Raw genomic sequence first — 22,960 nt, 5'->3', positions numbered from 1 at the left:
TTAAAAAAGAAACCATGAAGAATAATAAAATAAAATTTTCAATACTAATTCTTTGTATTGCAATATTCAGCTTCCAAAGCTGCGATTTAGATGAAACTCAAACTGTGACAACGCTTAACAATTTAGTCATGGAAGAGGAATTTGATGGCAACGAATTAAATTCAGAACTCTGGTCATTTGAACTTGGTGATGGTTCTGGAGAAGGTCTGCCTGGCTGGGGGAATAACGAACTCCAAAATTACACCGACCGTGAAGAGAATCTAAAGGTCGAGGGTGGTATCTTAAAAATATCTGCACGTCAAGAGAATTTTGAAGGCTCAGACTACACCTCTGCAAGAATTATTACCAAAGCTAAATTTGAAAAACAATACGGCCGTATAGAAGCACGCATGAAGATGCCATGGGGCACAGGAATATGGCCCGCCTTTTGGATGCTTGGTGCTAATATTGACGAAGTTGGCTGGCCTCAAACAGGTGAGATTGATATCATGGAATATGATGGAGGTGAACCTTCTGTGGTACATGGAAGCGTTCATGGACCTGGCTATTCTGGAGGAAATGCCGTTACCAAAAGCTATGAATTTTTGGACGACAGACTCGACACCGATTTCCATGTCTATGGAATTGAGTGGGGTGAAAATTATATCAATTACTATGTCGATGATATCCTTTACAATCAAATTACACCAGAAAGTGAAGATTTAACAGGAGAGTGGGTTTTCAATAAACCTTTTTACATTATTATCAACATGGCCGTTGGTGGTTCTTTTGTAGGTCCTCCTGATTCAAGTACGGTGTTCCCGCAAACTTTAGAAGTGGATTATGTAAGGGTTTACGATTAAGTAAAACATAAAAACCAAGTTAAAGATTACAAAAGCGGTAAACGGAAATTTTACCGCTTTTATAACTGAATAAATAATAAAAGAAACTAATTGAATATCTATGACCCAAGACAAGATAGCAGATAACTATGCCTCTAAAAATAGTGAATTGGAGCAAGTAAGATTAAAAGAAGAAAAATTCCTTAAAATCAACAATAGCGACACTTTAAGGCCTTTTTTTATGAGTATTGTAAGTGATTCCAATCACTGGATGTTTATTTCCAGTAATGGAGGGTTAACAGCTGGAAGAAAAAATGCTGAATTTGCTTTGTTTCCCTATTATACGGATGATAAAATCACTGAATCTGCTCACTACACAGGAAGTAAAACGATTTTTAAAGTACAGGTTAAAGACCAAATAAAAGTTTGGGAACCTTTTTCAAACCGCTTTGTTGAGCAATATGAAATTACCAGAAATCTCTACAAAAATATCTACGGGGACAAACTGCTTTTTGAAGAAATCAATCACAGCTTACAACTAAAATTTACTTATAGATGGTCTACTAGCGATCAATTTGGTTTTGTTAAAGAATCTCAGCTGCATAACCTTGACAAGAAATCAGTCGAAGTTGAGGTTCTGGACGGACTTCAGAATATCTTGCCAGCACAGGTAGACACCGCATTACAAACGCAAAGCAGTAACTTAGTCGATGCCTACAAACGTAGCGAACTAGATAAAAAAACAGGCTTGGGGATTTTTGCACTCAGTGCTGTACCTGTAGATAAAGCTGAGCCAAGTGAAGCTTTAAAGACCAATGTAGTATGGTCTTTGGGCATCGAAAACCCTACTTATTTGCTTTCATCTTTGCAACTCGAAAACTTCAGAGCTGGAAAAAAACTTCATGAAGAAACGGATGTCAAAGCTGAAAAAGGGGCGTATTTTATCAACAAAACACTTCAGCTAGATGCAGAAACTGCTAAAACCTGGCATATTGTAGCTGATGTGAATTACAATCATTCTGCTGTAGTACAACTTCAGCAGGATTTACAACAGGATAACTTGTTAAGCCAAATTGAAAAGGATATTCAATTAGGTACAGAAAAGTTGTTTCAACTGAATGGAGCTGCGGATGGTCTCCAACGTACCAACGATAACTTAAGAGATATTCGTCATTATTCCAACACCATGTTCAACATCATGCGTGGTGGAATCTTTGACAATAATTATCAGATAGAGCGCTGGGATTTTATAGCTTACCTGAGTAAAGCCAATAAAAACTTAGCTTCCAAATTTTCTAAAGAATTGAAGGCTTTGCCAACTCAATTCACCTTAAGAGATGTAAAAGCACTTGCAGAATCTTTAAATGACGATGACTTTACCCGACTTTCTTTGGAATACCTGCCGCTGAAATTTAGCCGAAGACACGGAGATCCAAGTCGTCCATGGAATCAATTCTCTATCAACACCAAAGATGATCAGGGCAATAAGATCTTGGATTATGAAGGTAATTGGAGAGACATATTCCAAAATTGGGAAAGCTTGGCGCATTCGTATCCTGAGTTCATTGAAAGTATGATTTATAAGTTTTTAAACGCTACTACTTTTGATGGTTACAACCCCTACAGAGTGACCAAAGATGGTTTTGACTGGGAAACCATAGAGCCAGACGATCCTTGGTCATATATTGGATATTGGGGCGATCATCAAATTATCTACTTGCTTAAGTTTTTGGAATTTTGTGAGGATTACAAACCCAACAGTTTAGCTGGCTTATTTAATAAATCACAATTTGTGTATGCCAATGTACCTTACAAAATCAAGTCTTATCAAGACATTTTACAAGATCCAAAGGACACCATTGAGTTTGATCATAAAGCGGACACAAAAATCAGAGAAAAACGCAAAGAAATTGGAGCTGATGGGGCTTTACTGGAAGATAAAAATGGTGAAATCATCCACGTCAATTTCATCGAAAAAATATTAGCTACAGCTTTAGCTAAATTGAGCAACTTTATCCCTGAAGCAGGGATTTGGATGAATACCCAGCGGCCAGAATGGAACGACGCCAATAATGCCTTAGTAGGGAATGGTGTTTCTATGGTGACTTTATCTTACCTAAGACGTTTTTTAGCTTTTTTTGAATCTGTTTTTGATGAAGTAGAGGCTTCAGAAGACTACAGTATTTCAGAAGAACTGGCTCAGATGTTTGTAAAAATGCAAGCTACATTCAGTAAATATAAAGATGTAACCATTGGTAAATTTACCGATGTGCAGCGCAAGCAAATTTTAGACGAACTTGGAGAAGCGGCAAGTGTTTTCAGAACAGATGTGTATAATTCTGGTTTCTCTGGAAATAAAACTAAAGTTTCAGCAGAGGATATCAGTGATTTTATAAAGACGAGCTTAGTTTACCTAAAGCATGCTATCGAAGCCAATAAACGTACAGATAATTTATACCATGCCTATAATTTGATGACGGTAGAAGGTGACAAGGTGTCGATAGATTACCTTTCTGAAATGCTTGAAGGTCAGGTCGCTGTGTTGAGTTCCGGCTATTTAAATTCAGACCAGGCTTTAAGCTTACTCGACGCTTTAAAACAAAGTGCACTTTTTAGACCAGATCAATACAGTTATTTACTATATCCGAATAAGGAATTACAAGGCTTTTTGGAACGTAATCATGTGCCACAAGTTTCAGTTAACTCTTCAGAGCTACTGCAGCAATTGGTTAAAGATGATCATAAAGGAATTATTGAAAAAGATGCAGAGGGCAATTATCATTTTAATGCTAATTTCAATAACGCTAAAAAGCTCAAAGAAGCCCTACATGCTTTAGAAGATGAAGCTTATTCCGCTTTAGCTCAAAAAGAAGAAGATAACATTCTAAAAGTTTACGAAGAGGTTTTTAATCACAAAGCCTTTACTGGACGTTCTGGAACATTTTATGGCTACGAAGGTTTAGGATCGATTTATTGGCACATGGTGTCTAAGCTGCAACTGTCAGTGTTGGAAACCTGTACTCAGGCCATAAAAGCAAATGCTTCAGCAGAAGTTGTTGGTAGATTATTGGAGCATTATTACGAAATCAATGAAGGAATTGGCGTACATAAATCGCCTAAATTGTATGGTGCTTTCCCAACCGATCCTTACTCGCATACACCGCAAGGTAAGGGGGCTCAGCAGCCAGGTATGACAGGTCAGGTGAAAGAAGATATTCTAAGTCGATTTGGAGAATTGGGCGTGAGCATTCAAGCAGGACAACTTCAGTTTGAACCGCATTTATTGCGAAAGACAGAATTTTTAGATGAAAAACACACCTTTAGATATGTAGATGTGGCTAATCAAAAGCATCAACTTCAATTAGAAAAAAAATCCTTAGGTTTTACCTTCTGTCAGGTGCCGATTATTTATTCGATTTCAACTCAAAACACCATAAAAGTTGAATTTAGTAATGGTGATTCAGAAGAAATTCAAGGTCTTCAAGTGTCTCAGGAGATAAGTCAGGATGTTTTTAAAAGATCGGGACAAATCAAGACGATTCATGTTCAACTAGAAGAGCGTATTTTAAAATAAAATGATATGAAGTCAATAATTCAGAGTCTTTTAGTTACAAGCCTTGTTTTATTGGCTTCTTGCCAGCCATCTCAAAAAGAGGAAACGTCTATGCAAAATACACATAATTTAACGGCAAAAGAACTACTGAGTAATCCTGACTACCTGGCTATTTCTTACGGCGGTTATAGAGAAAATACAAGAAATGTACAACCTAAAGTAAGTCAGCTCAAGCAAGACTTAAAAATTCTGCAGGCTATGGATATCAAAGTTTTGAGGACATATAATGTTCGCTTGCCTCATGCTGCAAACGTTTTAGAAGCCATAAAACAACTTAAAGAAGAAGATGCAGAATTTGAAATGTATGTGATGCTCGGGGCATGGATAGATTGTAAAAATGCCTGGACCGAGCTACCTTTAAATCACAATGAAGAAAGTGAGTATAATGCCTCCGAAATAAAACGGGCGGTAGAACTTGCCAATGAATATCCGGATATTGTCAAAATTATTGCAGTGGGTAATGAAGCCATGGTAAAGTGGGCAACCGCCTATTTCGTTCAGCCTCATATTATTTTAAAGTGGGTCAACCATCTCCAGGATTTGAAGAAAGATGGGAAATTAGATAAAGACCTTTGGATTACCAGCTCCGATAACTTCGCTTCCTGGGGGGGTGGAGAAAGCCAATATCATACGCCAGAACTTGAGGAGCTGGTTAAAAGTGTAGACTACCTCTCCATACACACCTATCCTATGCATGATACGCATTATAACCCAATTTTTTGGGGAGTTCTACATAAGGAAAAGAACCTTAGTAACACCAAAAAAATAGACAAAGCCATGAACCGTGCTTTGAGTTATGCAATTTCTCAATACGATAGTGTGGCAAGTTATATGAAAACTTTAGGAGTCGACAAGCCAATTCATATAGGCGAGACGGGCTGGGCTAGTTTTTCTGACAGACACTACGGTCCCGAAGGTTCAAGGGCTACAGATGAATACAAACAAGCCCTTTATTACCACAAAATGAGAGCATGGGCCACCGAAAATAAAGTCAAATGTTTCTATTTTGAAGCTTTTGATGAACCCTGGAAGGATGCACAATACCCTAATGGTTCCGAAAACTTCTTTGGCTTATTTACTGTAGAGGGCAAAGCCAAATACGTGCTTTGGGAAGATGTTGATAAAGGCACCTTTAAAGGCTTAAAGCGTGGCAAAAATAAAATCACCAAGACCTACGAAGGTAAGTTGGAAGACCTCCTGCTGGATGTAGACATGCCTCCGGTAAAAAAAGAAATTATGCTCAATCATTAAGCTAATTATGAAAACTAAATTTTATGAAGTCTTTAAAAATTTTAATCGCAAACCTAATTGTCCTTATGATTTTTAGTTCCTGTGCTGAAAAGCAAACTGAAAAGGAAACTGAAGTTGAAGTGGTTGAAACCTCTAGAAGTGGCAATCAACTTACTACATTGGATAGTTTTAGTTCAGCAAAACCAACGTCTAAAATCACATTAAACCCTAAGAAAACCTTTCAGACGTTTACGGGTTTTGGCGGATCTTTTACAGAGTCTTCTGCTTACCTTTTGAATCAGTTAGGAGCGGAGAATCGTCAGAAAATTATTGATGCGTATTTTGCAGATAGTGGTGCTCGATATTCTTTAACGAGAACGCACATGAATTCTAGTGACTTTTCGCTGGGGCAGTACTCCTACGCGCCAGTGGAAGGGGATACGCTTTTGAAAAATTTCAGTATTGAAGAAGATAAAGATGATATCATTCCGATGATTAAAGACGCCATGGCAGCTTCGTCTGAAGGCTTTAATATTATTTCATCGCCTTGGACGGCTCCGCCATGGATGAAAACCAACAACGATTGGGTAGGTGGTGAGTTGAAACCAGAATACTATGACACCTGGGCATTGTTCTTTTCTAAATACGCAGATGCATATAAAGCTGAAGGCATAGATATTTGGGGTTTTACGGTTGAAAATGAACCTCACGGGAACGGTGATAATTGGGAAAGTATGCACTACACCCCAGAGCAAATGACTGAATTTGTAAGAGATCATCTTGGTCCACAACTGGAAAAAGACGGCAAAGCGGATTTAAAAATTTTAGGTTACGACCAAAACAGGGCAGGTATCAAAGAATGGGTGGATGTGATGTATAAAAATAAAGAAAATGCTAAATATTATGATGGTACTGCTATTCATTGGTATGAAAGCACGTTCAAGATTTTTGAAGATGACCTTCAGTATGCTCACGAAAAAGCTCCAGATCAATACCTGATTCAAACCGAAGCTTGTGTAGATGCAGAAGTTCCAAAATGGCAGGACGACGATTGGTACTGGCAAAAAGAAGCGACCGACTGGGGTTGGGATTGGGCGCCCGAAGACCAAAAGCATTTACACCCAAAATACCGTCCTGTCTATCGTTATGCAAGAGATATTATAGGCTGCATGAACAACTGGGTAGATGGTTGGGTAGACTGGAATATGGTTCTAGATCGTCAGGGTGGTCCCAACTGGTTTGAAAACTGGTGTGTAGCGCCCGTTATTGTGGATCCGGAACAAGATGAGGTGTACTTTACACCGCTGTATTATACCATGGCACATTTCAGTAAATTTATACGGCCAGGTGCCAAGCGCATCGATTTTGAATCGACCGATGAAGACTTACAAGTAAGTGCGGCTACCAATCCAGATGGAAGTCATGTCGTAATTGTCTTTAATCCATCAGAAGAAGAAAAAGTATTCGCCCTGAATTTGGATGAGGTTTCTAAAACGATTTCTATAAGTCCGCAAGCGATCCAAACGATTACACTTAACTAAACCTCTGTTTTATGTCTGAAGTAAAAACTCCAAAAGATTTTAAAGTACCAGTAGGTCAAAAGGCTGCCTTTGGTGCTGGGCATTTTATTTTGAATGTGCTGCCAGGTACTTTAGGCGTTTTTATTCAGTTTTTTTTACTCACGGCATGGGGTGTAGATCCTTTATGGGCCGGTTTACTAGGCGGGTTACCTAGAATCTTCGATGCCTTTACAGACCCTATTATGGGTTTTATCACCGATAATACAAAATCCAAATGGGGACGGAGACGACCTTATATATTTTTCGGCTCTATTTTAAGTGGTATCCTATTCTTTTTGATGTGGCAACTGGATGATAATGCATCGCAGACGTATATCATTTGGCATGTGATGATTCTTCAGCTTTTGTTTTTAATTGGCAATACTATGTTTGCGACCCCACTTGTGGGTTTGGGATATGAAATGACTCCCGATTATCATGAGCGTACGAGGCTGATGGCTTTTTCCAATACCATGGGACAAATAGCATGGATGATTGTTCCTTGGCTTTATGTGATTATTCCAGATTCCGAAACCTTTAGTACGAAGCCTGAAGGAGTAAGAACCATGGCGTTTATTGTAGGTGCGATGACCATTGTTTTCGGCGTGTTACCAGCCTTATTCTGTAAAGGGATGGATGCTGGAAATATGGAAGATAGGGAAAGGATAAGTTTTAAAACTTTAGCTAAAAATTTAAAAAAGCTTAAAGAAGGGATTGTACAAGTTTCTAAAAACAAACCCTTTATGAAGCTTTGTGGAGCTACGTTTTTGGTCTTTAATGGCTTTCAGCTTGTGGCTGCTTTTGGGGTATTTATCATTGTGTTTTATATGTACAATGGCAGTTACGAAATGGCAGGAACCTGGCCGGCTTGGTTCAATACTATTAATGCTATCATTACTGCCTTTATCGTCATTCCTATCATTTCTAAAATAGCCACTAGAATAGGTAAACGAAATGCCTTCTTGCTATCTACTTTTTTATCCATTGTTGGTTATGTTCTAAAATGGTGGGGGTTTGATGTAGAATTGAATGCACAATTCAATGAAACAGCTTTAGGACAAAACCTTACTGAAGGTCTAGGTGTCGTTTTCAACTATCTTAATCCTTATTTAAATAGTATAGGGGCGAGTTGGTTTACCATCAATGTTGAGGACGGAGTGCCATGGCTTATCTTCTTACCCATTCCACTTTTTGCTTTTGGTATGGGTGGATTATTTACCTTGATGATGTCCATGACAGCAGATGTTTGTGACTTAGACGAATTGGAAAATGGCTTACCTCGAAAGGAAGGTACTTTTGGAGCGATTTACTGGTTGATGGTGAAGCTGGGCCAATCTATTGCGCTTGTGTTGAGTGGAGTTATACTGAGCATCGTTGGTTTTAACCCTGATGCTGATATACAAACTATCGAAACTATGTACAATCTAAGGATTGCCGATATTATTGTGCCTGCTGGTACTGCTGCTCTAGCGTTTTTCGTAATGTGGAGCTATAGATTAGATGAGAAACGTGTAAGAGAAATTGGAAAAGAACTCGAGCAAAGGCGTGTGAAACCAAAAGTTTTACCTACGAGTGGATATTTGGGGCATCCTAACTATTCTTTTGAAAAATTAAATCTTCAATCAGATTCTAGGTTTGATTTAGATTTCTCGAGCAAGTCTAGTCGAGATATCAAAAGCCTATTTAATTCAACATTGAAGAATGGTTTACATGGTATTTGTTTTAGTCCATATGAAGAAGGTCAAGATTTGGACGATATACTTTCTGAAGAACAAATCAGAAGGCGGATGCGTATCATACAGCCCTATACTCAATGGGTGAGGTCGTTCTCATGTACTCATGGCAACGAATACATTCCCAAAATTGCTAAAGAAAACAATTTGAAAACCGTTGTGGGCGCCTGGATTAGCAACGACAAAACCAAAAACGAAGCTGAAATCCATAATTTAGTTAAGCTTGCAGAGGAAGGAATGGTTGATATTGCAGTGGTAGGCAATGAAGTTTTATTAAGAAACGAACTGAGCGAAACTGAAATTTTAGAATTCATCCAAAAGGTAAAAGATTTACTACCCGATGGTATACCAGTGACGTATGTAGATTCCTATTATATATTTGACCAATATCCATTATTGATAAAAGCCTGCGATATCATTTTAATTAATTGTTATCCATTTTGGGAAGGCGCAGATATTGAAGTTGCTACCGCTTATTTAAGATACATGTACGATTTGGTAAAAAAACAAGCTAACGGTAAGTCTGTTGTTATTTCTGAAACAGGCTGGCCAAGCGATGGTGAATCTACAGAAGATGCCAAGCCCTCAAAAGCAAATGCAATGAAATACTTTATCAACGTGAATCATTGGGCCAACCAAAAACACATTGATGTATTCTATTTCTCTTCGTTTGATGAGTCCTGGAAGATTCATCACGAAGGCGACGTTGGACAACGCTGGGGACTATGGGATAAAAACGAAAAATTAAAATACAATTAAACTATGTCTTATAGAAAAGAACAACAAGTAACAGCACAACAAGAACGATTTTTAGCTTCTATACAAAACCTGGATTTTGTTCCGGATGTTCCATTAGAAGAACTTCATGATCTATTTAATTCTATCATGAAAGACGGGTTTCATGGTATTTGCTTCAGTATGTACGAAGATGGACAAGAACCTGGCGACAACATTACCGAAGAACAAGTACGAAGGCGAATGAAAATCCTTAAACCACATATTAAATGGGTGCGTTCGTTTTCTTGTATTGAGGGTAATGAATTTGTGCCCAAAGTAGCCAAAGAATTAGGAATTAAAACATTAGTCGGAGCTTGGATTAGTGACGATAAAGAAAAGAACAGAGAAGAATTGGATGCCCTTATAAAAATGGCTAATGATGGACTTGTTGACATTGCTGCCGTTGGCAATGAAGTTTTGTACAGAAACGATATTCCTTTAGAAGAATTAAAAGAACATATTAAAGAAGTAAAAGATACTATTCCCTCTCATATACCAGTTGGTTATGTAGATGCCTACTACGAATTTACAGTGCACCCGGACTTAACAGACATGTGTGATGTAATTTTATCCAACTGTTATCCATTTTGGGAAAAATGTCACCAAGAATATGCATTAACGCATATGCAGCAAATGTATGGACAGGCGCTTAATGCAGGAAGAGGTAAAAAAGTGATTATTACCGAAACAGGCTGGCCGAGTAAAGGAGAAAACTTGGGAGGAGCAGAGCCCTCCTACGAAAACGCTTTGAAGTATTTCATTAATACCCAATTATGGTGTAAGAAAGCAGGCATTGAAAACTTCTATTTCTCCTCCTTTGATGAGTCTTGGAAGGTTGGAGATGAAGGGATTGTTGGAGCTTATTGGGGGATATGGGATAAAGATGAAAAGCTAAAGTATTAAAAACTGGCTTAGATTATAGACTAAAAACCTCTACAATAACTATACAGAAAATAACATAAACCTCCTAAAGACAAAGGTTTGCAAGGTTTCTGAAAAATTTTCCACAAAAAGATTTTAAAATTAATCTGTAGATTTTTTGTAGTGTTCAAATTGAGAATTTTGTAAAAATAAATACCTATTTTTAAGAATAACAATTAATTATAAACCTTAAATTTAATAATGATGAAAAGAATTACAAGTTTTTTAATGATTTTGATGATTAGCTTTATTGGCTTTTCTCAACAAGAGGTAGTGGAAGATTTTGAATCTTCACCATCAGTCGCTGGTTTCGAAGGTTTGGGTTCTGCCACTATTATATCGGACCCTACAGCAGCTGGAAATGGAAATATATTTGAACTTATAACATCGACAACTGGACAAGTATTTCAAGGCGCTGAAGTGCTGTTGGCAAGTGACAGTTCATTAGATCTAACTTCAGATATCACTATATCTGTTGATGTTTGGTCTGAAGTTGCTTTTTCACCTATGGTAAAATTAGAGAGTACTGAAGGTGCTCCTCCTGCAGCTAATACCCAGAATCATACAGGAAATGGTTGGGAGACTTTGACTTTCACGTTTGATACAGGATCTGACGGGACAGCTACAGCTGATGGAACTTATACTAAAGTTGTATTTTTTCCAAATAGAAATGCAGCAGATGATGGGTGGAGAGACCCTATAATTGAAGGAACATTTTATTTCGACAACATTACAGGAGTAAAAACATCTGTGGATGAAGGACTAGAGGATATCGAAACTCCAGCTACTGATCCAACAGAAGCAGATGCTGATGTTCTAAGTATTTTTAATGATACTAATAACTTTTCTAATACTTGGGTTTCAGACTATTCTTTTGGTGAAGCTTCTTTTGTAGAAATCTCTGGAAATGAAACCATTAAAATAGACTTCTCTATCGCTGGATGGGGTCAAGGTACAGATGAGGTTACAGATATCAGTCTATACGATAGAGTTCATTTTGATTATTATGTGGATGACAGGCTTGAACCAGGAGAAATGGGTGAGCAAGTTATTTTTACTCTAATTGATAATGAAGGTGCAGTTACTGAATATAATTATGAACTTACACTCGCTGGAGCTGATGGTACTTTAGAATTAGGTACATGGGTGAGCGTAGATGTTCCATTATCGTTTTTTGAAGATAAAGGATTTAATAAAGAATTCTTCTTTCAATATAAACTAGGAACGTCTTCAGATTTGTATTCTCAAATTGTATATTTTGATAATATTTATTTCTCAAGCGATACACCTTTGAGTAATAATACTTTCAGCAAAGCAGAATTTAAAGCATTTCCAAACCCTACAAGAGGCTCTTGGAATATCCAAACCACTGAAAATATGAAATCTATTCAGGTGTTTAATGTAACTGGGCGTTTAGTCAAAGAGGTTCAATTAAATGCTTCCGAAGCTCAAATTAATAGTAATGGATTATCAAGCGGTATTTATTTGGCAAAAATTTCAAATGATGCCGATCAAACCAGAACTATTAAATTAATAAAAGAATAAATTTTAAAACTTAGTAAAATAGCGTATGTTTGATATTAACAAGCATACGCTTTTTTTATGGTCACTTTAAAAGAACTTGCCAAACAACTTAACGTTTCTGTGTCTACTGTATCCAAGGCACTTCACGATGCCAAGGATATTGGTGAAGATACCAAGAAACGAATTAAAGAAGCTGCAGAACTTTATAACTACAGACCCAATAAGACAGCTCTTGCATTGAAGGTCAATAAAACCAATACTATTGGTGTGGTTGTTCCCGATATTCTCAATCCATTTTTTGCTAAAGTTCTTCACGGTATAGAGGAATATGCTACAAAGAAGGGATACGATACCATTATTTGTGTAAGTCACGAACAATTAAAAAAAGAAGCAAAAAGTGTAGACTTGATGTTGCAAGGTCGTGTGGATGGATTTATCATTTCCCTTTCTACTGAAACGCTTTCCAGACAAGACTTTGTCCATTTGGACCAGATCAATCTCAATAAAAAAGGGCTAGTTCTTTTTGACAGAACCACCTCAGAAATTGATTGCGATAAAGTGGTTATCAATGACCAAAAATCAACATACGATGCTACACGAATTTTGATATCCAAAAAGAAAAAGAGAATAGCTTTTGTTAGCACCATCGAAGATTTATCTATAGGATTACTTCGTAAAGGCGGGTATCAAAAAGCTTTAGTTGATCATGGGTTTGAGCCAGATCCCGATTTAGTTCTTGATCTTACAGGGTCTCAGCATCCCCATGATTTAATCAAAGCTTTTTTATCCCTTCATGAGTTTGATGCTGTTATTTCAGCAGATAATACCTCTTCACTTATGTTTCAAAGCATTGTAAAATCAGAAAAACCAGAGTTAATGGATGATATCATGCTCATTGGCTTCTCAGATGAAAAAAGTGCTTTGCTGAGCTATCCAAGAATCAATTATATTGATCAAAAAGCCTCCAAAATTGGAGAAAAAGCAGCCGATATGCTGATTCAAAGGTTGGAAGACAAAGGATCCGAAAACAAACCTATCACTTTTGAAATGCCTTTTGAAATTCATATTTCCTAATTTGTTTTCAATAGAATTGCTTGATAATGAAAATCATTAAAGAATTTAAAGAGTTCGCCGTCAAAGGCAATATGTTTGATATGGCTATCGGTATTATCATCGGTACTGCTTTCAGTAAAATTGTCAATTCATTGGTTGGCGACCTTATGATGCCACTGTTCAGTTTTTTTACGGGAACTATTAATTTTCAAGACCTTTCTGTAGTGTTGCGTGACTCTTATGTCATTGATGGCATAACCAAGCCGAGTATTGTTTTGAAGTACGGACTGTTCATCCAACATACCATTGACTTTACCATTATTGCAATCACCATATTTATGGTAATTAAGGCTATTAACAGATTGCGAACTAAATCTGAAGATGAAACCAACCCAACTGAAGTCACCCCTAAAAATATCCAGTTGCTTGCTGAGATTCGCGATTTGCTTAAAGAGCAGAATAGGTCTTAAAATTTCTCTATTACTTAACGCTCCATTAAATAGACAAATTCAAACAAAATCCTAAACTTTAGTATATTTACTCACTAAATAAAGGAAATGGGATTTATCACTGCTACTGAAATTGCCACGGGGCTTAACCTATCCAAGTTCGGAATCCTTGGTAATGTCATGGGAAGCTTTATCATGCAAACGACACGTATTTCTGAATTGAACGAAATCTACGATCAGTATGCGCATTTGGAAGGAGTAAAATTTATTAATGCAGTTTTACTTCATCTGGACGTTCATTTTGAAATCCCAGAAAAAGACCTGAAACGCATCCCTAAAACGGGGCCGTTTGTCACCATATCCAACCATCCCTTAGGAGCCATAGATGGCCTTATTTTGCTTAAACTGCTTTTGGAACAACGTCCAGACTACAAAGTGGTGGCCAATTTCCTGCTGCATCGCCTTGTGCCCTTAAAGCCTTATGTGATGCCTGTCAATCCTTTTGAAACTAGAAAAGATGCCAAGTCCAGCGTAGGAGGAATTAAACAGGCTTTATCACATATACAGTCGGGAAGTCCTTTTGGGGTTTTCCCTGCAGGCGAAGTATCCACACATTTAGAGGGAAGAACTGTTGTGGATAAACTCTGGTCAGCTGAAGCGATACGCTTGATCAAAAAAGTTCAAGTTCCTGTAATTCCAGTATATTTTCACGCCAAAAATTCTGCCTCTTTTTACCGTTTAGCCAAGTTGAATGAAAACCTGAGGACCGCAAGACTCCCTGGAGAAATGCTTAAGAGAAGCAATCGACCTATAGGCGTAAGAATTGGGAATTCAATTTCTCTAAAAGATCAAGATGCTTATGAAGACCTTACGGAGTATTCCAATTTCCTTAGACAGAAAACTTACTTTTTAGCTAATTCCTATGAAAAAAAGAATTTGCTACAAAGTTTTCCGAAGCAGATCAAGTTTCCCATCAAAAGACAGCCAAAGTCTATTGCAGACGAAATGGCCTCTGAAGCTTTGGAAAGGGAAGTCGAAGATTGTCGGGATCATTCCAGACGGTTGCTGGTAAGTAACAATTACGAAGTCTTCATCGCAGAGCGAAAGCATATTCCTAATATCGTCCTGGAGTTAGGCAGGCTTAGAGAAATTACTTTCCGTTCCGTTGGAGAAGGGACCAATAAATCTTTGGATCTCGATAAATATGATGACTACTATCAACATATGTTTCTATGGGATAACCAAGCCAATAAAATTGCTGGTGCTTACAGGATGGGTCTAGGGAGCCAAATATATCAAACGCATGGAATTGATGGATTTTACCTCAACGAGTTATTTCGATTTGAACCAGAACTTCATAAAACTTTGAGTGAATCTATAGAAATGGGCAGGGCGTTCATTACTGCAGAATATCAGCAAAAACCAATGCCTCTGTTTTTACTTTGGAAGGGAATTGTGCATTGCACCCTTAGGTATCCGGAACATAAATACCTCATAGGAGGAGTAAGTATTAGTAATAAATTTTCGAATTTTTCAAAATCGATGATGATCGAGTTTATGAAATCCAACTATTACGATCCCTATATGGCTCAGTTTGTGAGGCCTAAAAAAGAATTTAAAGTTAAGCTGAAGGACATTGACAAAGATTTCGTTTTTGACTCTACTAAAGCCGATCTGACTAAGTTTGATAAAATTATTGATGAAATTGAACCTGGTAATTTGAGGCTTCCTGTGTTGATCAAGAAGTACATCAAGCAAAACGCAAAAGTAGTAGCATTTAATGTCGATCCACTCTTTAATAATTCTGTTGATGGCTTGATGTATATCCGCATAGAAGATATTCCAGAAAGCACAGTAAAACCTGTGATGGAAGAGTTTCAAGCTGAATTAGAAAAGCAAAACAAAATTTAAATTATATACATATGTCGATATTCACTAAAATCATTTCAGGGGAAATCCCTTCCTATAAAGTTGCAGAAACCGATGAATTTCTAGCCTTTTTAGATATCAATCCCAATGCTAAAGGTCACACGCTGTGTATTCCGAAGAAGGAAGTCAACAAGATTTTTGAACTTGATGACAAGACCTATTTGGATCTAATGGCGTTTTCAAAAAAAGTTGCTCACGGGCTCGAAGCTACCGTGGAGTGTAAACGCATTGGTATGGCTGTGGTAGGCCTGGAAGTTCCGCATGTACACGTTCATTTGATTCCCCTGCAAACCATGGACGATATGCGTTTTGAAAAGAAAGAAGCGTTTACCGAAGAAGAATTTAAAGCTCTGGCTAAGTCCATAAGCGAAAAGGTGAACTTGTAAATGCAGGAAATCGAACGTAAATTTCTAGTCACTTCCAGAGCTTATCAACAACAGGCTTTTAAACGTACGAGAATAGCTCAAGGCTTTTTGAATTCTCACAAAGAACGAACGGTAAGAGTTCGAATTACGGATGAAAAAGGATTTCTTACCGTGAAAGGTAAAAGCTCAAGTTCTGGACTGTCCAGATTTGAATGGGAAAAAGAAATTGCCCTAGATGAGGCTAAAGCCTTACTTCAGCTTTGCGAGCCTGGTCAAATTGAAAAAACCCGATTTTACATCAACCTAGGAAGACACATTTTTGAAGTCGATGAGTTTCATGAGGAAAATCAAGGCTTAACTATAGCCGAAGTGGAATTAACTTCAGAAGATGAAGAGTTTGAAAAGCCAGACTGGCTTGGGGAGGAGGTGACAGGAGATGTAAAATACTACAACTCCATGCTATCCAAGCAGCCTTATTCAAAATGGTAAATGCATTCATGAAATTATGCGTCTGGACTTGCTACTATTGTCATAATCCCAAGTGATAATTTCTTTTCCAAAAGTCGTTTTGGAAGAAAAGCAAGCATTCCTATGATGAAAGGTATAATCTCATTCTCCATGTTTTTATCCCATTCGATCCCTTTTTCTTCCATTTTACTCATCCACTCTATGAGGTAAGGATCCATAGTTCCATAGCTGAAACTTTGTTCCACTTTCCATCCACTTTTGTTGAGCATTATCTCTAGATTATTTGGCGAAAACAAGGACGTATGTCTGGGAGTGTGCCAGCCGGCCCAGTGCTTTCTGAATTTTTTTCTACTTGACGAGTCAAAATTGGGAACTTCAATGATCAGCTTTGTAGAAGATTTTGAGATGGACTTTAGATAACTCAGGTTTTCCAAAGGAAAATAATCGTGTTCCAAATAGTGCCACATAGTGATGATATCCGGTCTTAATTTTTCAGATAAATCCCGAACTTCACCGATCTGTAATTCTATATTTTGGTATTTATGGTTTTGGTTGCTCCAGCCTTCATTGGAGAAATCAATTCCTAAAGTTTGACAGTTGTATTTCTCTTTACTTAGTTTCAAAAAACTGGGTTGACCACAGCCCACATCCAGCAGTAAAGATGAAGAGTTGAGTTTTTGGACACTATTTACAAATTTCAATTTTCTTAAATCAAGCTTCCTGAGACTGTTATTTACTAATTTTCCATATTTACCCCATGCTTCTGCACCCCGATAAGGCAAATAATATTTTGTATAGTAATTCTTAAGCTGCTCCGGCGAGACTTTTGGGTTTAAAAAGACAAATTCGCAATCTGTGCATTGGTCAAACTTAAAAACCTGCTTATCGGAATGCATTTGCGCAGAAGTAGATATAAAATGTTGTACTTTTTCTGAACTGCAAACGGGACAGTTTTCAATTTTTCTCATGAGCACAAACTTAATCTAATACTATTCTGTATAGATTTAAACAGTTTGTAAATTCCACTTATAAAGCATTGTGTATAACAGATAAGAAGTAGACAAATTAATTTTTAAAGCTTTGACTTTTTGATGTAAAATGAACTAAAGGAAAGTTGATTTTAATCTAATTTTTCCAGTAGCCAGCTTATTATTAAGTGTTGTTTTGATACTATATCAATGACATCTGCTAAATAAATTATTCAGATATTAATATGGAAACTAAATCATTCTTTACTTCCAAGCGAAAGCTATTATGAACAGATTTTATTTTGGACTTAAATGCATCTAAGCATAACATCAATTTCAAATTGAATGCTTCAGCGGCTAGTTCATCAATAGTTGCCTTAGGTCTTTTATTTTCTTTAAGGACTTCCTTTGTTTTTATTTATTCAATCATCAATGAACTCAGACGATTTAGTTGCTTAGAGCTTGTTTTTTGCTTTCCCACATTTCTTCTTCGAAGGTTGAGATATTTTTATACAACTCAACTTTTAGTTTCAAGACTTCAGACCTTAACTCCTGTCTCTTTTCTCCTGAAGCTTCTTGATATCCTTTAAGCGTTTTGTCAAGTTCCGATTTTTTCTCAGCTAATTTCTTTTTTTGAGCTTCGTATTGATTTTGAAGTTCGCCGCTAAGATTCTTGTACATTAATTCTGCTTCTTTGGTGGTCACTTCAAGGTGTCTTTCGAATTCATGAATGTTACCATTCAAATCATCCCAGCGTTCAGAACCATAGTCTTTTGATTTACTGATGACTTCATTTGCTTCTCTGTTGATGTCTTTAGTAATCGTTCTATTTTTTTCATTAGAATTACAAGCAATCATAATCGAAAAAAGCAGAGCTGCTGAAAATATCAATTTTGCTTTGTTGTATTTATGAGAAGGAATTGAAAAGCTAGTAATTCCGTGGTTGAAAAATTTCATTCTGTTTTTGTGATTGGAATTCATTGTTTTGATTTAGACAAACTATAAGATACATGAATAAAGTAACTTAATCTCACAATATTTTATCTCATCTTGAAATTGAACACAGATATTTAATAAAACTTATAAACCCTCCTATTTACTATCTCGTTAAGACTAATTGAAAATAAAAAACTCCCTATCAGGGAGTTTTTTGAATCTTTACTGTTTATTTTTTGCTTCTATGCTAAGAGTTGCATGAGGTACTAAAATCAATCGCTCTTTACGAATCAATTTTCCTGTTTCACGACAAATACCATAAGTTTTATTTTCAATACGGATTAAAGCATTTTGAAGATCACGGATAAATTTCCCCTGTCTAATGGCTAGTTGTGAGTTAGCTTCTTTACTCAAGGTGTTACTTCCATCGTCGAAAGACTTGAAGGTGGGTGCAGTGTCTTCTGTATCGTTGCTGCTGCCATTCCTGTAAGCGTCTTCATAAAGCTCTAATTGCTTCTTTGCTTTTTCGATTTTTTCTAAAATCAGCTTTTTAAATTCTGCAAGATCTTGATCAGAATAGCGCTCTTTATTTGTAGTTTGTTCTGCCATTTTACTTTTGTTTTTCAATTGCTAAAACGGTACTTACATCATCAAATTCTATCTGTAATCCGTCTTTTACGTTTGGAGTTAAATTAATATTATCGGTTAGTGTTTCAGTTTTTATATAGTCTAGATTCTGATGAACTGCATCAGAAACTTTGCCACTTTCTTTGAGTTGGATGTTAATTCTATCGGTTACTTCCAGTCCTGAGTCTTTTCTCAAGTTTTGAATTCTATTGACCAATTCTCTGGCGATGCCTTCGTTGACCAATTCATCATTCAGCGTCACATCCAGAGCAACAGTGAGTCCATTACCACTGGCAACTAGCCAGCCCTCAATATCTTGTGAACTAATCTCTACTTCTTCCAGGCTAATGCTTGTTGCTTCTGCATTAATCTGCAATTCAATACTTTTATTTTTTTCTAATTCCGCAATAGCTTTCGAATCCATCTTCTGTATGGCCTGCGCCACATGCTTCATATCTTTTCCAAAACGAGGGCCTAAAACCTTGAAGTTGGGCTTGATGTCCTTGACCAGGATTCCTGAAGTGTCGTCTATAAACTCAATGGTCTTGACATTAATTTCTGACTTGATCAAGTCTGAAACTTCAGCGATTTGCTCTTTTATGTTCGGATCCAAAACAGGAATCATGATGCGTTCTAAAGGCTGTCTCACTTTGATCATTTCCTTTTTTCTTAAGGATAAAGCTAAAGAGGATATACTTTGTGCCATCTGCATTTTGTGTTCCAAATCCTTATCAATTAACTCAGGATTTTGCTTTGGAAAATCGGCCAAATGTACGCTCTCTTTATGTTCCCTAGCACATGTTGATGTTAAATCTTTGTAGAGTTGGTCAGAGAAAAATGGCGCCACTGGTGCAGAAAGTTGTGCGATTGTTTTCAAACACGTGAATAAGGTTTGGTAAGCCGAAATCTTATCGGTTTTGTACTCGCCTTTCCAGAACCTTCTTCTGCTGAGGCGAACGTACCAGTTACTCATGTTTTCCTGAACAAATTCTGAAATGGCTCGCGTTGCCTTTGTAGGTTCGTAGTTGGCGTAATAATCATCTACGGTTTGAATAAGCGTATTCAGTTCTGAAAGTATCCAGCGATCTATCTCTGGTAGCTTTTCCCTTTCAATGTCTTCTTCTTTATACTGAAATTGATCCAGATTCGCATACATGGAAAAGAACGAATACGTATTGTAAAGCGTTCCGAAGAATTTTCTTTGCACTTCTCCAATACCTTCCAGATCAAACTTTAAGTTGTCCCAGGGATTGGCATTGGAAATCATATACCAGCGCGTCGCATCGGGACCGTAGGTTTTCAAAGTTTCAAACGGATCGGCGGCGTTACCTAAACGTTTGGACATTTTCTGTCCGTTTTTATCCAAAACTAATCCGTTGGAGACGACATTTTTGTAGGCCACATCATCAAAAATCATCGTGCCGATAGCATGAAGGGTGTAAAACCAGCCTCTGGTTTGATCCACACCTTCTGCAATAAAGTCGGCAGACCTCCAGGTATTTTCTACTTTTTCTTTGTTTTCAAAAGGATAATGCCATTGGGCATAAGGCATAGAGCCTGAATCGAACCATACATCGATCAAATCTGCTTCGCGCTTCATGGGTTGACCTGAAGCGGAAACCAAAGTAATCTGATCGACTGTGTTTTTATGTAAATCTACTTTGTCGTAGTTGTCTTCGCTGTAATTATCCACCTCAAAGCCTTCAAATGGATCTTTGTCCATCACCCCAGCGTTTACTGCTTTTTGGATTTCTTCTTTGAGTTCTTTTACAGAACCAATGATGATTTCTTCTTTACCATCTTCCGTTCTCCAGATAGGCAATGGAATTCCCCAGTAACGCGATCTGGATAAGTTCCAGTCGTTGGCATTAGCCAACCAGTTGCCAAAACGACCTTCTCCTGTGGCAGCAGGTTTCCAGTTGATGGTTTTGTTAAGCTCGTGCATTCTGTCTTTGAAGTCAGTCACTTTGATAAACCAGGAATCCAAAGGATAATATAAAATTGGTTTATCCGTTCTCCAGCAATTGGGGTAGGAGTGGACGTATTTTTCAACCAGAAAGGCTCTGTTTTCTTCCTTCAGCTGAATGGCAATCTCCACATCTACCGATTTTTCTGGAGCTTCGCCTTCTTCGTAATATTCGTTTTTAACGTATTTGCCAGCAAGATGGCCAGCTTCAGAACGGAATTTCCCTTTTAGATCCACAAGAGGAACCAAGTTGTCATTGTCGTCTTTCACCAGAAGTCCCGGAACTTCAGGCTGAGCCTGTTTACAAACCATAGCATCATCTGCACCAAAAGTTGGCGCGGTGTGCACGATTCCAGTTCCGTCTTCTGTAGTCACAAAATCTCCGGCAATGACTCTAAAGGCATTTTCCGGAGTGTGGTAAGGTTGTGCAAAAGGCATCAACTGCTCGTATCGAGCTTCGATAAGACTTTCTCCTTTAATTTCAGCAACAATTGTATAAGGCAGTTTCTTAAGTGAGTTAACTAAGTCAATTGTATCTGTTAGTTGATCTAGATTACCAGAATCTTTCGTAACCGACTTAAGAATATCATATATATGTTCATTATCCTTTGTCTTTTTAGGGATCGTATTTGAATCAACAAGAAATTCATACAAATCTTCACTTTCAAAATATTTTTTACCTAAAAGATTTTTAACTAAGTTCTTAGCAAATATTACATTGATAGGCTCGAAAGTATATTGATTGAACGTTTTAACCACTACATAGTCAATTTTTTTACCAACAGTTAATGCAGTGTTACTAGGTAAGGTCCAGGGTGTGGTAGTCCAGGCCAGAAAGAAAATATCTCCCTCTATCTTTTGAAGGTTTTCCGGTAAGGTCTCTTTGATGGCTTTAAACTGAGCAGTGACTGTTGTGTCCGATACATCCTGGTAAGTTCCGGGTTGGTTGAGTTCATGAGAACTCAATCCAGTTCCTGCTTTTGGAGAATACGGCTGAATGGTGTAGCCTTTGTAAATCAAGCCTTTCTTATAAATTTCAGAAAGTAACCACCAAACCGTCTCCATGTATTTGGACTTATAAGTAACATATGGGTTTTCCATATCGACCCAGTAGCCAATCTTTTTGGTCAGGTCGTTCCACACATCGGTGTAACGCATGACGGCTTCTTTACAGGCATTGTTGTAATCCTCTACAGAAATTTTGGTGCCTATATCTTCTTTAGAAATGCCGAGTTCTTTCTCTACTTTGAGCTCCACAGGCAAGCCATGAGTGTCCCAGCCTGCTTTACGTTTGACTTGAAATCCTTTTTGTGTTTTGTAACGGCAAAAAATATCCTTGATGCTTCTGGCCATAACATGGTGGATACCAGGCATACCATTGGCAGATGGAGGACCTTCGAAGAAGATGAAAGGTTCTGCGCCTTCGCGCTCATCTATACTTTTATCGAAAATGGCATTTTCATCCCAAAATGTCATGATGTCTTCTGCGACTTTTGGAAGGTCAAGTCCTTTATACTCAGGAAATTTGTTGCTCATTTTTGCTATTTTTCAAATGATTTGCGAAAATAAGGATTTATTCCAAATTGACCCTCAGTCTTGTGAAAATCTGAAATGAACTTAGCGTTAAATTACCAGAGGAGATGTAATTCTCATATTCACTTTTTGAGCGAGTACATTTTAAAAGTGTTACTTTGGGGCTTACCCCTAATCCCGATAGTAATCGGGAAGGGTCGGGCTTTTCGTTGCAATCTACCCCCTTCCCCCAAGGCATTGGGGGAAGGGGTGTAGGATTTCCACTGCAATCCCTAAGCCAGAGTTAGGTAGTTTTTATGTTTTGAAATTTATTTTAATACTCTATACTAGACCCCACAGTCCCCAATGCTTTGGGGACTGTGGGTATGTACTTAATTAAGTAGTCAACTTCAAACTTTATACGGATTGGTACTGTCTTAAAACGCGTTTAAAGCTCTAGAATTTAGTCTTCCTTAAAATCTTCAGTTGTATCTCAAAACCAGCCCCTG

Annotated in this window: 16 protein-coding genes; 12 read left to right on the top strand and 4 right to left on the bottom strand. The window is 37.5% G+C overall.

Annotated elements, in window-relative coordinates; all coding sequences use genetic code 11:
• Nucleotides 1-14: 14 nt before the first annotated feature.
• The 12 genes from LB454_RS06640 to LB454_RS06585 all read left to right on the top strand — a co-directional run bounded on the left by LB454_RS06640 (nt 15) and on the right by LB454_RS06585 (nt 16,463).
• Entirely contained in the window at nt 15-842 is an 828-nt protein-coding gene (locus LB454_RS06640) for a glycoside hydrolase family 16 protein (protein WP_224463826.1), read from the top strand.
• Nucleotides 843-942: 100 nt separating this feature from the next.
• Entirely contained in the window at nt 943-4,395 is a 3,453-nt protein-coding gene (locus LB454_RS06635; protein ID WP_224463825.1) for a hypothetical protein, read from the top strand.
• Nucleotides 4,396-4,401: 6 nt separating this feature from the next.
• Nucleotides 4,402-5,685 carry a glycoside hydrolase family 17 protein gene (locus LB454_RS06630; protein ID WP_224463824.1) on the top strand — a complete coding sequence of 428 codons (1,284 nt, stop codon included), beginning with the start codon at nt 4,402-4,404 and terminating at the stop codon, nt 5,683-5,685.
• Nucleotides 5,686-5,708: 23 nt separating this feature from the next.
• On the top strand, nt 5,709-7,205 hold the full coding sequence (locus LB454_RS06625; protein ID WP_224463823.1) for a glycoside hydrolase family 30 protein: 1,497 nt from the start codon (nt 5,709-5,711) through the stop codon (nt 7,203-7,205).
• A gap of 11 nt (nt 7,206-7,216) precedes the next feature.
• Nucleotides 7,217-9,715, top strand: a complete 2,499-nt coding sequence (locus tag LB454_RS06620; RefSeq protein ID WP_224463822.1) for an MFS transporter — start codon at nt 7,217-7,219, stop codon at nt 9,713-9,715.
• Between the two features lie 3 nt (nt 9,716-9,718).
• On the top strand, nt 9,719-10,636 hold the full coding sequence (locus LB454_RS06615; RefSeq protein WP_224463821.1) for a glycoside hydrolase family 17 protein: 918 nt from the start codon (nt 9,719-9,721) through the stop codon (nt 10,634-10,636).
• A 222-nt stretch (nt 10,637-10,858) separates the two neighbouring features.
• Nucleotides 10,859-12,199: a T9SS type A sorting domain-containing protein gene (locus LB454_RS06610; RefSeq protein ID WP_224463820.1), complete on the top strand. Its 1,341-nt coding sequence runs from the start codon at nt 10,859-10,861 to the stop codon at nt 12,197-12,199.
• 57 nt (nt 12,200-12,256) lie between these two features.
• Complete coding sequence (locus tag LB454_RS06605; protein ID WP_224463819.1) at nt 12,257-13,252, top strand: LacI family DNA-binding transcriptional regulator; 996 nt, start codon at nt 12,257-12,259, stop codon at nt 13,250-13,252.
• A gap of 26 nt (nt 13,253-13,278) precedes the next feature.
• On the top strand, nt 13,279-13,701 hold the full coding sequence (gene mscL / locus LB454_RS06600; protein WP_224463818.1) for a large-conductance mechanosensitive channel protein MscL: 423 nt from the start codon (nt 13,279-13,281) through the stop codon (nt 13,699-13,701).
• Between the two features lie 87 nt (nt 13,702-13,788).
• A complete protein-coding gene (locus LB454_RS06595) occupies nt 13,789-15,591 on the top strand; it encodes a GNAT family N-acyltransferase (protein ID WP_224463817.1) in 1,803 nt (600 codons plus the stop codon).
• 11 nt (nt 15,592-15,602) lie between these two features.
• Nucleotides 15,603-15,995, top strand: a complete 393-nt coding sequence (locus tag LB454_RS06590; protein ID WP_224463816.1) for an HIT family protein — start codon at nt 15,603-15,605, stop codon at nt 15,993-15,995.
• The gene (locus LB454_RS06585; protein ID WP_224463815.1) at nt 15,996-16,463 is read left to right on the top strand and encodes a CYTH domain-containing protein; all 468 of its coding nucleotides are present in this window, start codon (nt 15,996-15,998) and stop codon (nt 16,461-16,463) included.
• Nucleotides 16,464-16,477: 14 nt separating this feature from the next.
• On the opposite strand, the gene LB454_RS06580 is transcribed toward LB454_RS06585, so the two are convergent.
• From LB454_RS06580 to ileS, 4 genes are all read right to left on the bottom strand, one after another.
• On the bottom strand, nt 16,478-17,410 hold the full coding sequence (locus LB454_RS06580) for a class I SAM-dependent methyltransferase (protein WP_224463814.1): 933 nt from the start codon (nt 17,408-17,410) through the stop codon (nt 16,478-16,480).
• A 447-nt stretch (nt 17,411-17,857) separates the two neighbouring features.
• Nucleotides 17,858-18,391 (bottom strand): hypothetical protein, encoded by a 534-nt coding sequence (locus LB454_RS06575; RefSeq protein ID WP_224463813.1) that lies wholly within the window; start codon nt 18,389-18,391, stop codon nt 17,858-17,860.
• Nucleotides 18,392-18,568: 177 nt separating this feature from the next.
• Nucleotides 18,569-18,955, bottom strand: a complete 387-nt coding sequence (locus LB454_RS06570; RefSeq protein ID WP_224463812.1) for a TraR/DksA family transcriptional regulator — start codon at nt 18,953-18,955, stop codon at nt 18,569-18,571.
• 1 nt (nt 18,956) lies between these two features.
• Nucleotides 18,957-22,475 carry an isoleucine--tRNA ligase gene (gene ileS, locus LB454_RS06565; protein WP_224463811.1) on the bottom strand — a complete coding sequence of 1,173 codons (3,519 nt, stop codon included), beginning with the start codon at nt 22,473-22,475 and terminating at the stop codon, nt 18,957-18,959.
• Between the last annotated feature and the right edge of the window lie 485 nt (nt 22,476-22,960).

Source organism: Psychroflexus montanilacus (genome assembly GCF_020164535.1).
Taxonomy (GTDB): domain Bacteria; phylum Bacteroidota; class Bacteroidia; order Flavobacteriales; family Flavobacteriaceae; genus Psychroflexus; species Psychroflexus montanilacus.
Note: the sequence above shows the minus strand (reverse complement) of the source record. Positions and strands in the feature narration are given on the sequence as shown.

What these genes read in the sequence shown, in the direction of transcription:
- LB454_RS06640 (WP_224463826.1), top strand. Translation starts at nt 15, where the DNA reads ATGAAGAATAATAAAATAAAATTTTCAATACTAATTCTTTGTATTGCA.
- LB454_RS06635 (WP_224463825.1), top strand. Translation starts at nt 943, where the DNA reads ATGACCCAAGACAAGATAGCAGATAACTATGCCTCTAAAAATAGTGAA.
- LB454_RS06630 (WP_224463824.1), top strand. Translation starts at nt 4,402, where the DNA reads ATGAAGTCAATAATTCAGAGTCTTTTAGTTACAAGCCTTGTTTTATTG.
- LB454_RS06625 (WP_224463823.1), top strand. Translation starts at nt 5,709, where the DNA reads ATGAAGTCTTTAAAAATTTTAATCGCAAACCTAATTGTCCTTATGATT.
- LB454_RS06620 (WP_224463822.1), top strand. Translation starts at nt 7,217, where the DNA reads ATGTCTGAAGTAAAAACTCCAAAAGATTTTAAAGTACCAGTAGGTCAA.
- LB454_RS06615 (WP_224463821.1), top strand. Translation starts at nt 9,719, where the DNA reads ATGTCTTATAGAAAAGAACAACAAGTAACAGCACAACAAGAACGATTT.
- LB454_RS06610 (WP_224463820.1), top strand. Translation starts at nt 10,859, where the DNA reads ATGAAAAGAATTACAAGTTTTTTAATGATTTTGATGATTAGCTTTATT.
- LB454_RS06605 (WP_224463819.1), top strand. Translation starts at nt 12,257, where the DNA reads ATGGTCACTTTAAAAGAACTTGCCAAACAACTTAACGTTTCTGTGTCT.
- mscL (WP_224463818.1), top strand. Translation starts at nt 13,279, where the DNA reads ATGAAAATCATTAAAGAATTTAAAGAGTTCGCCGTCAAAGGCAATATG.
- LB454_RS06595 (WP_224463817.1), top strand. Translation starts at nt 13,789, where the DNA reads ATGGGATTTATCACTGCTACTGAAATTGCCACGGGGCTTAACCTATCC.
- LB454_RS06590 (WP_224463816.1), top strand. Translation starts at nt 15,603, where the DNA reads ATGTCGATATTCACTAAAATCATTTCAGGGGAAATCCCTTCCTATAAA.
- LB454_RS06585 (WP_224463815.1), top strand. Translation starts at nt 15,996, where the DNA reads ATGCAGGAAATCGAACGTAAATTTCTAGTCACTTCCAGAGCTTATCAA.
- LB454_RS06580 (WP_224463814.1), bottom strand. Translation starts at nt 17,410, where the DNA reads ATGAGAAAAATTGAAAACTGTCCCGTTTGCAGTTCAGAAAAAGTACAA.
- LB454_RS06575 (WP_224463813.1), bottom strand. Translation starts at nt 18,391, where the DNA reads ATGAATTCCAATCACAAAAACAGAATGAAATTTTTCAACCACGGAATT.
- LB454_RS06570 (WP_224463812.1), bottom strand. Translation starts at nt 18,955, where the DNA reads ATGGCAGAACAAACTACAAATAAAGAGCGCTATTCTGATCAAGATCTT.
- ileS (WP_224463811.1), bottom strand. Translation starts at nt 22,475, where the DNA reads ATGAGCAACAAATTTCCTGAGTATAAAGGACTTGACCTTCCAAAAGTC.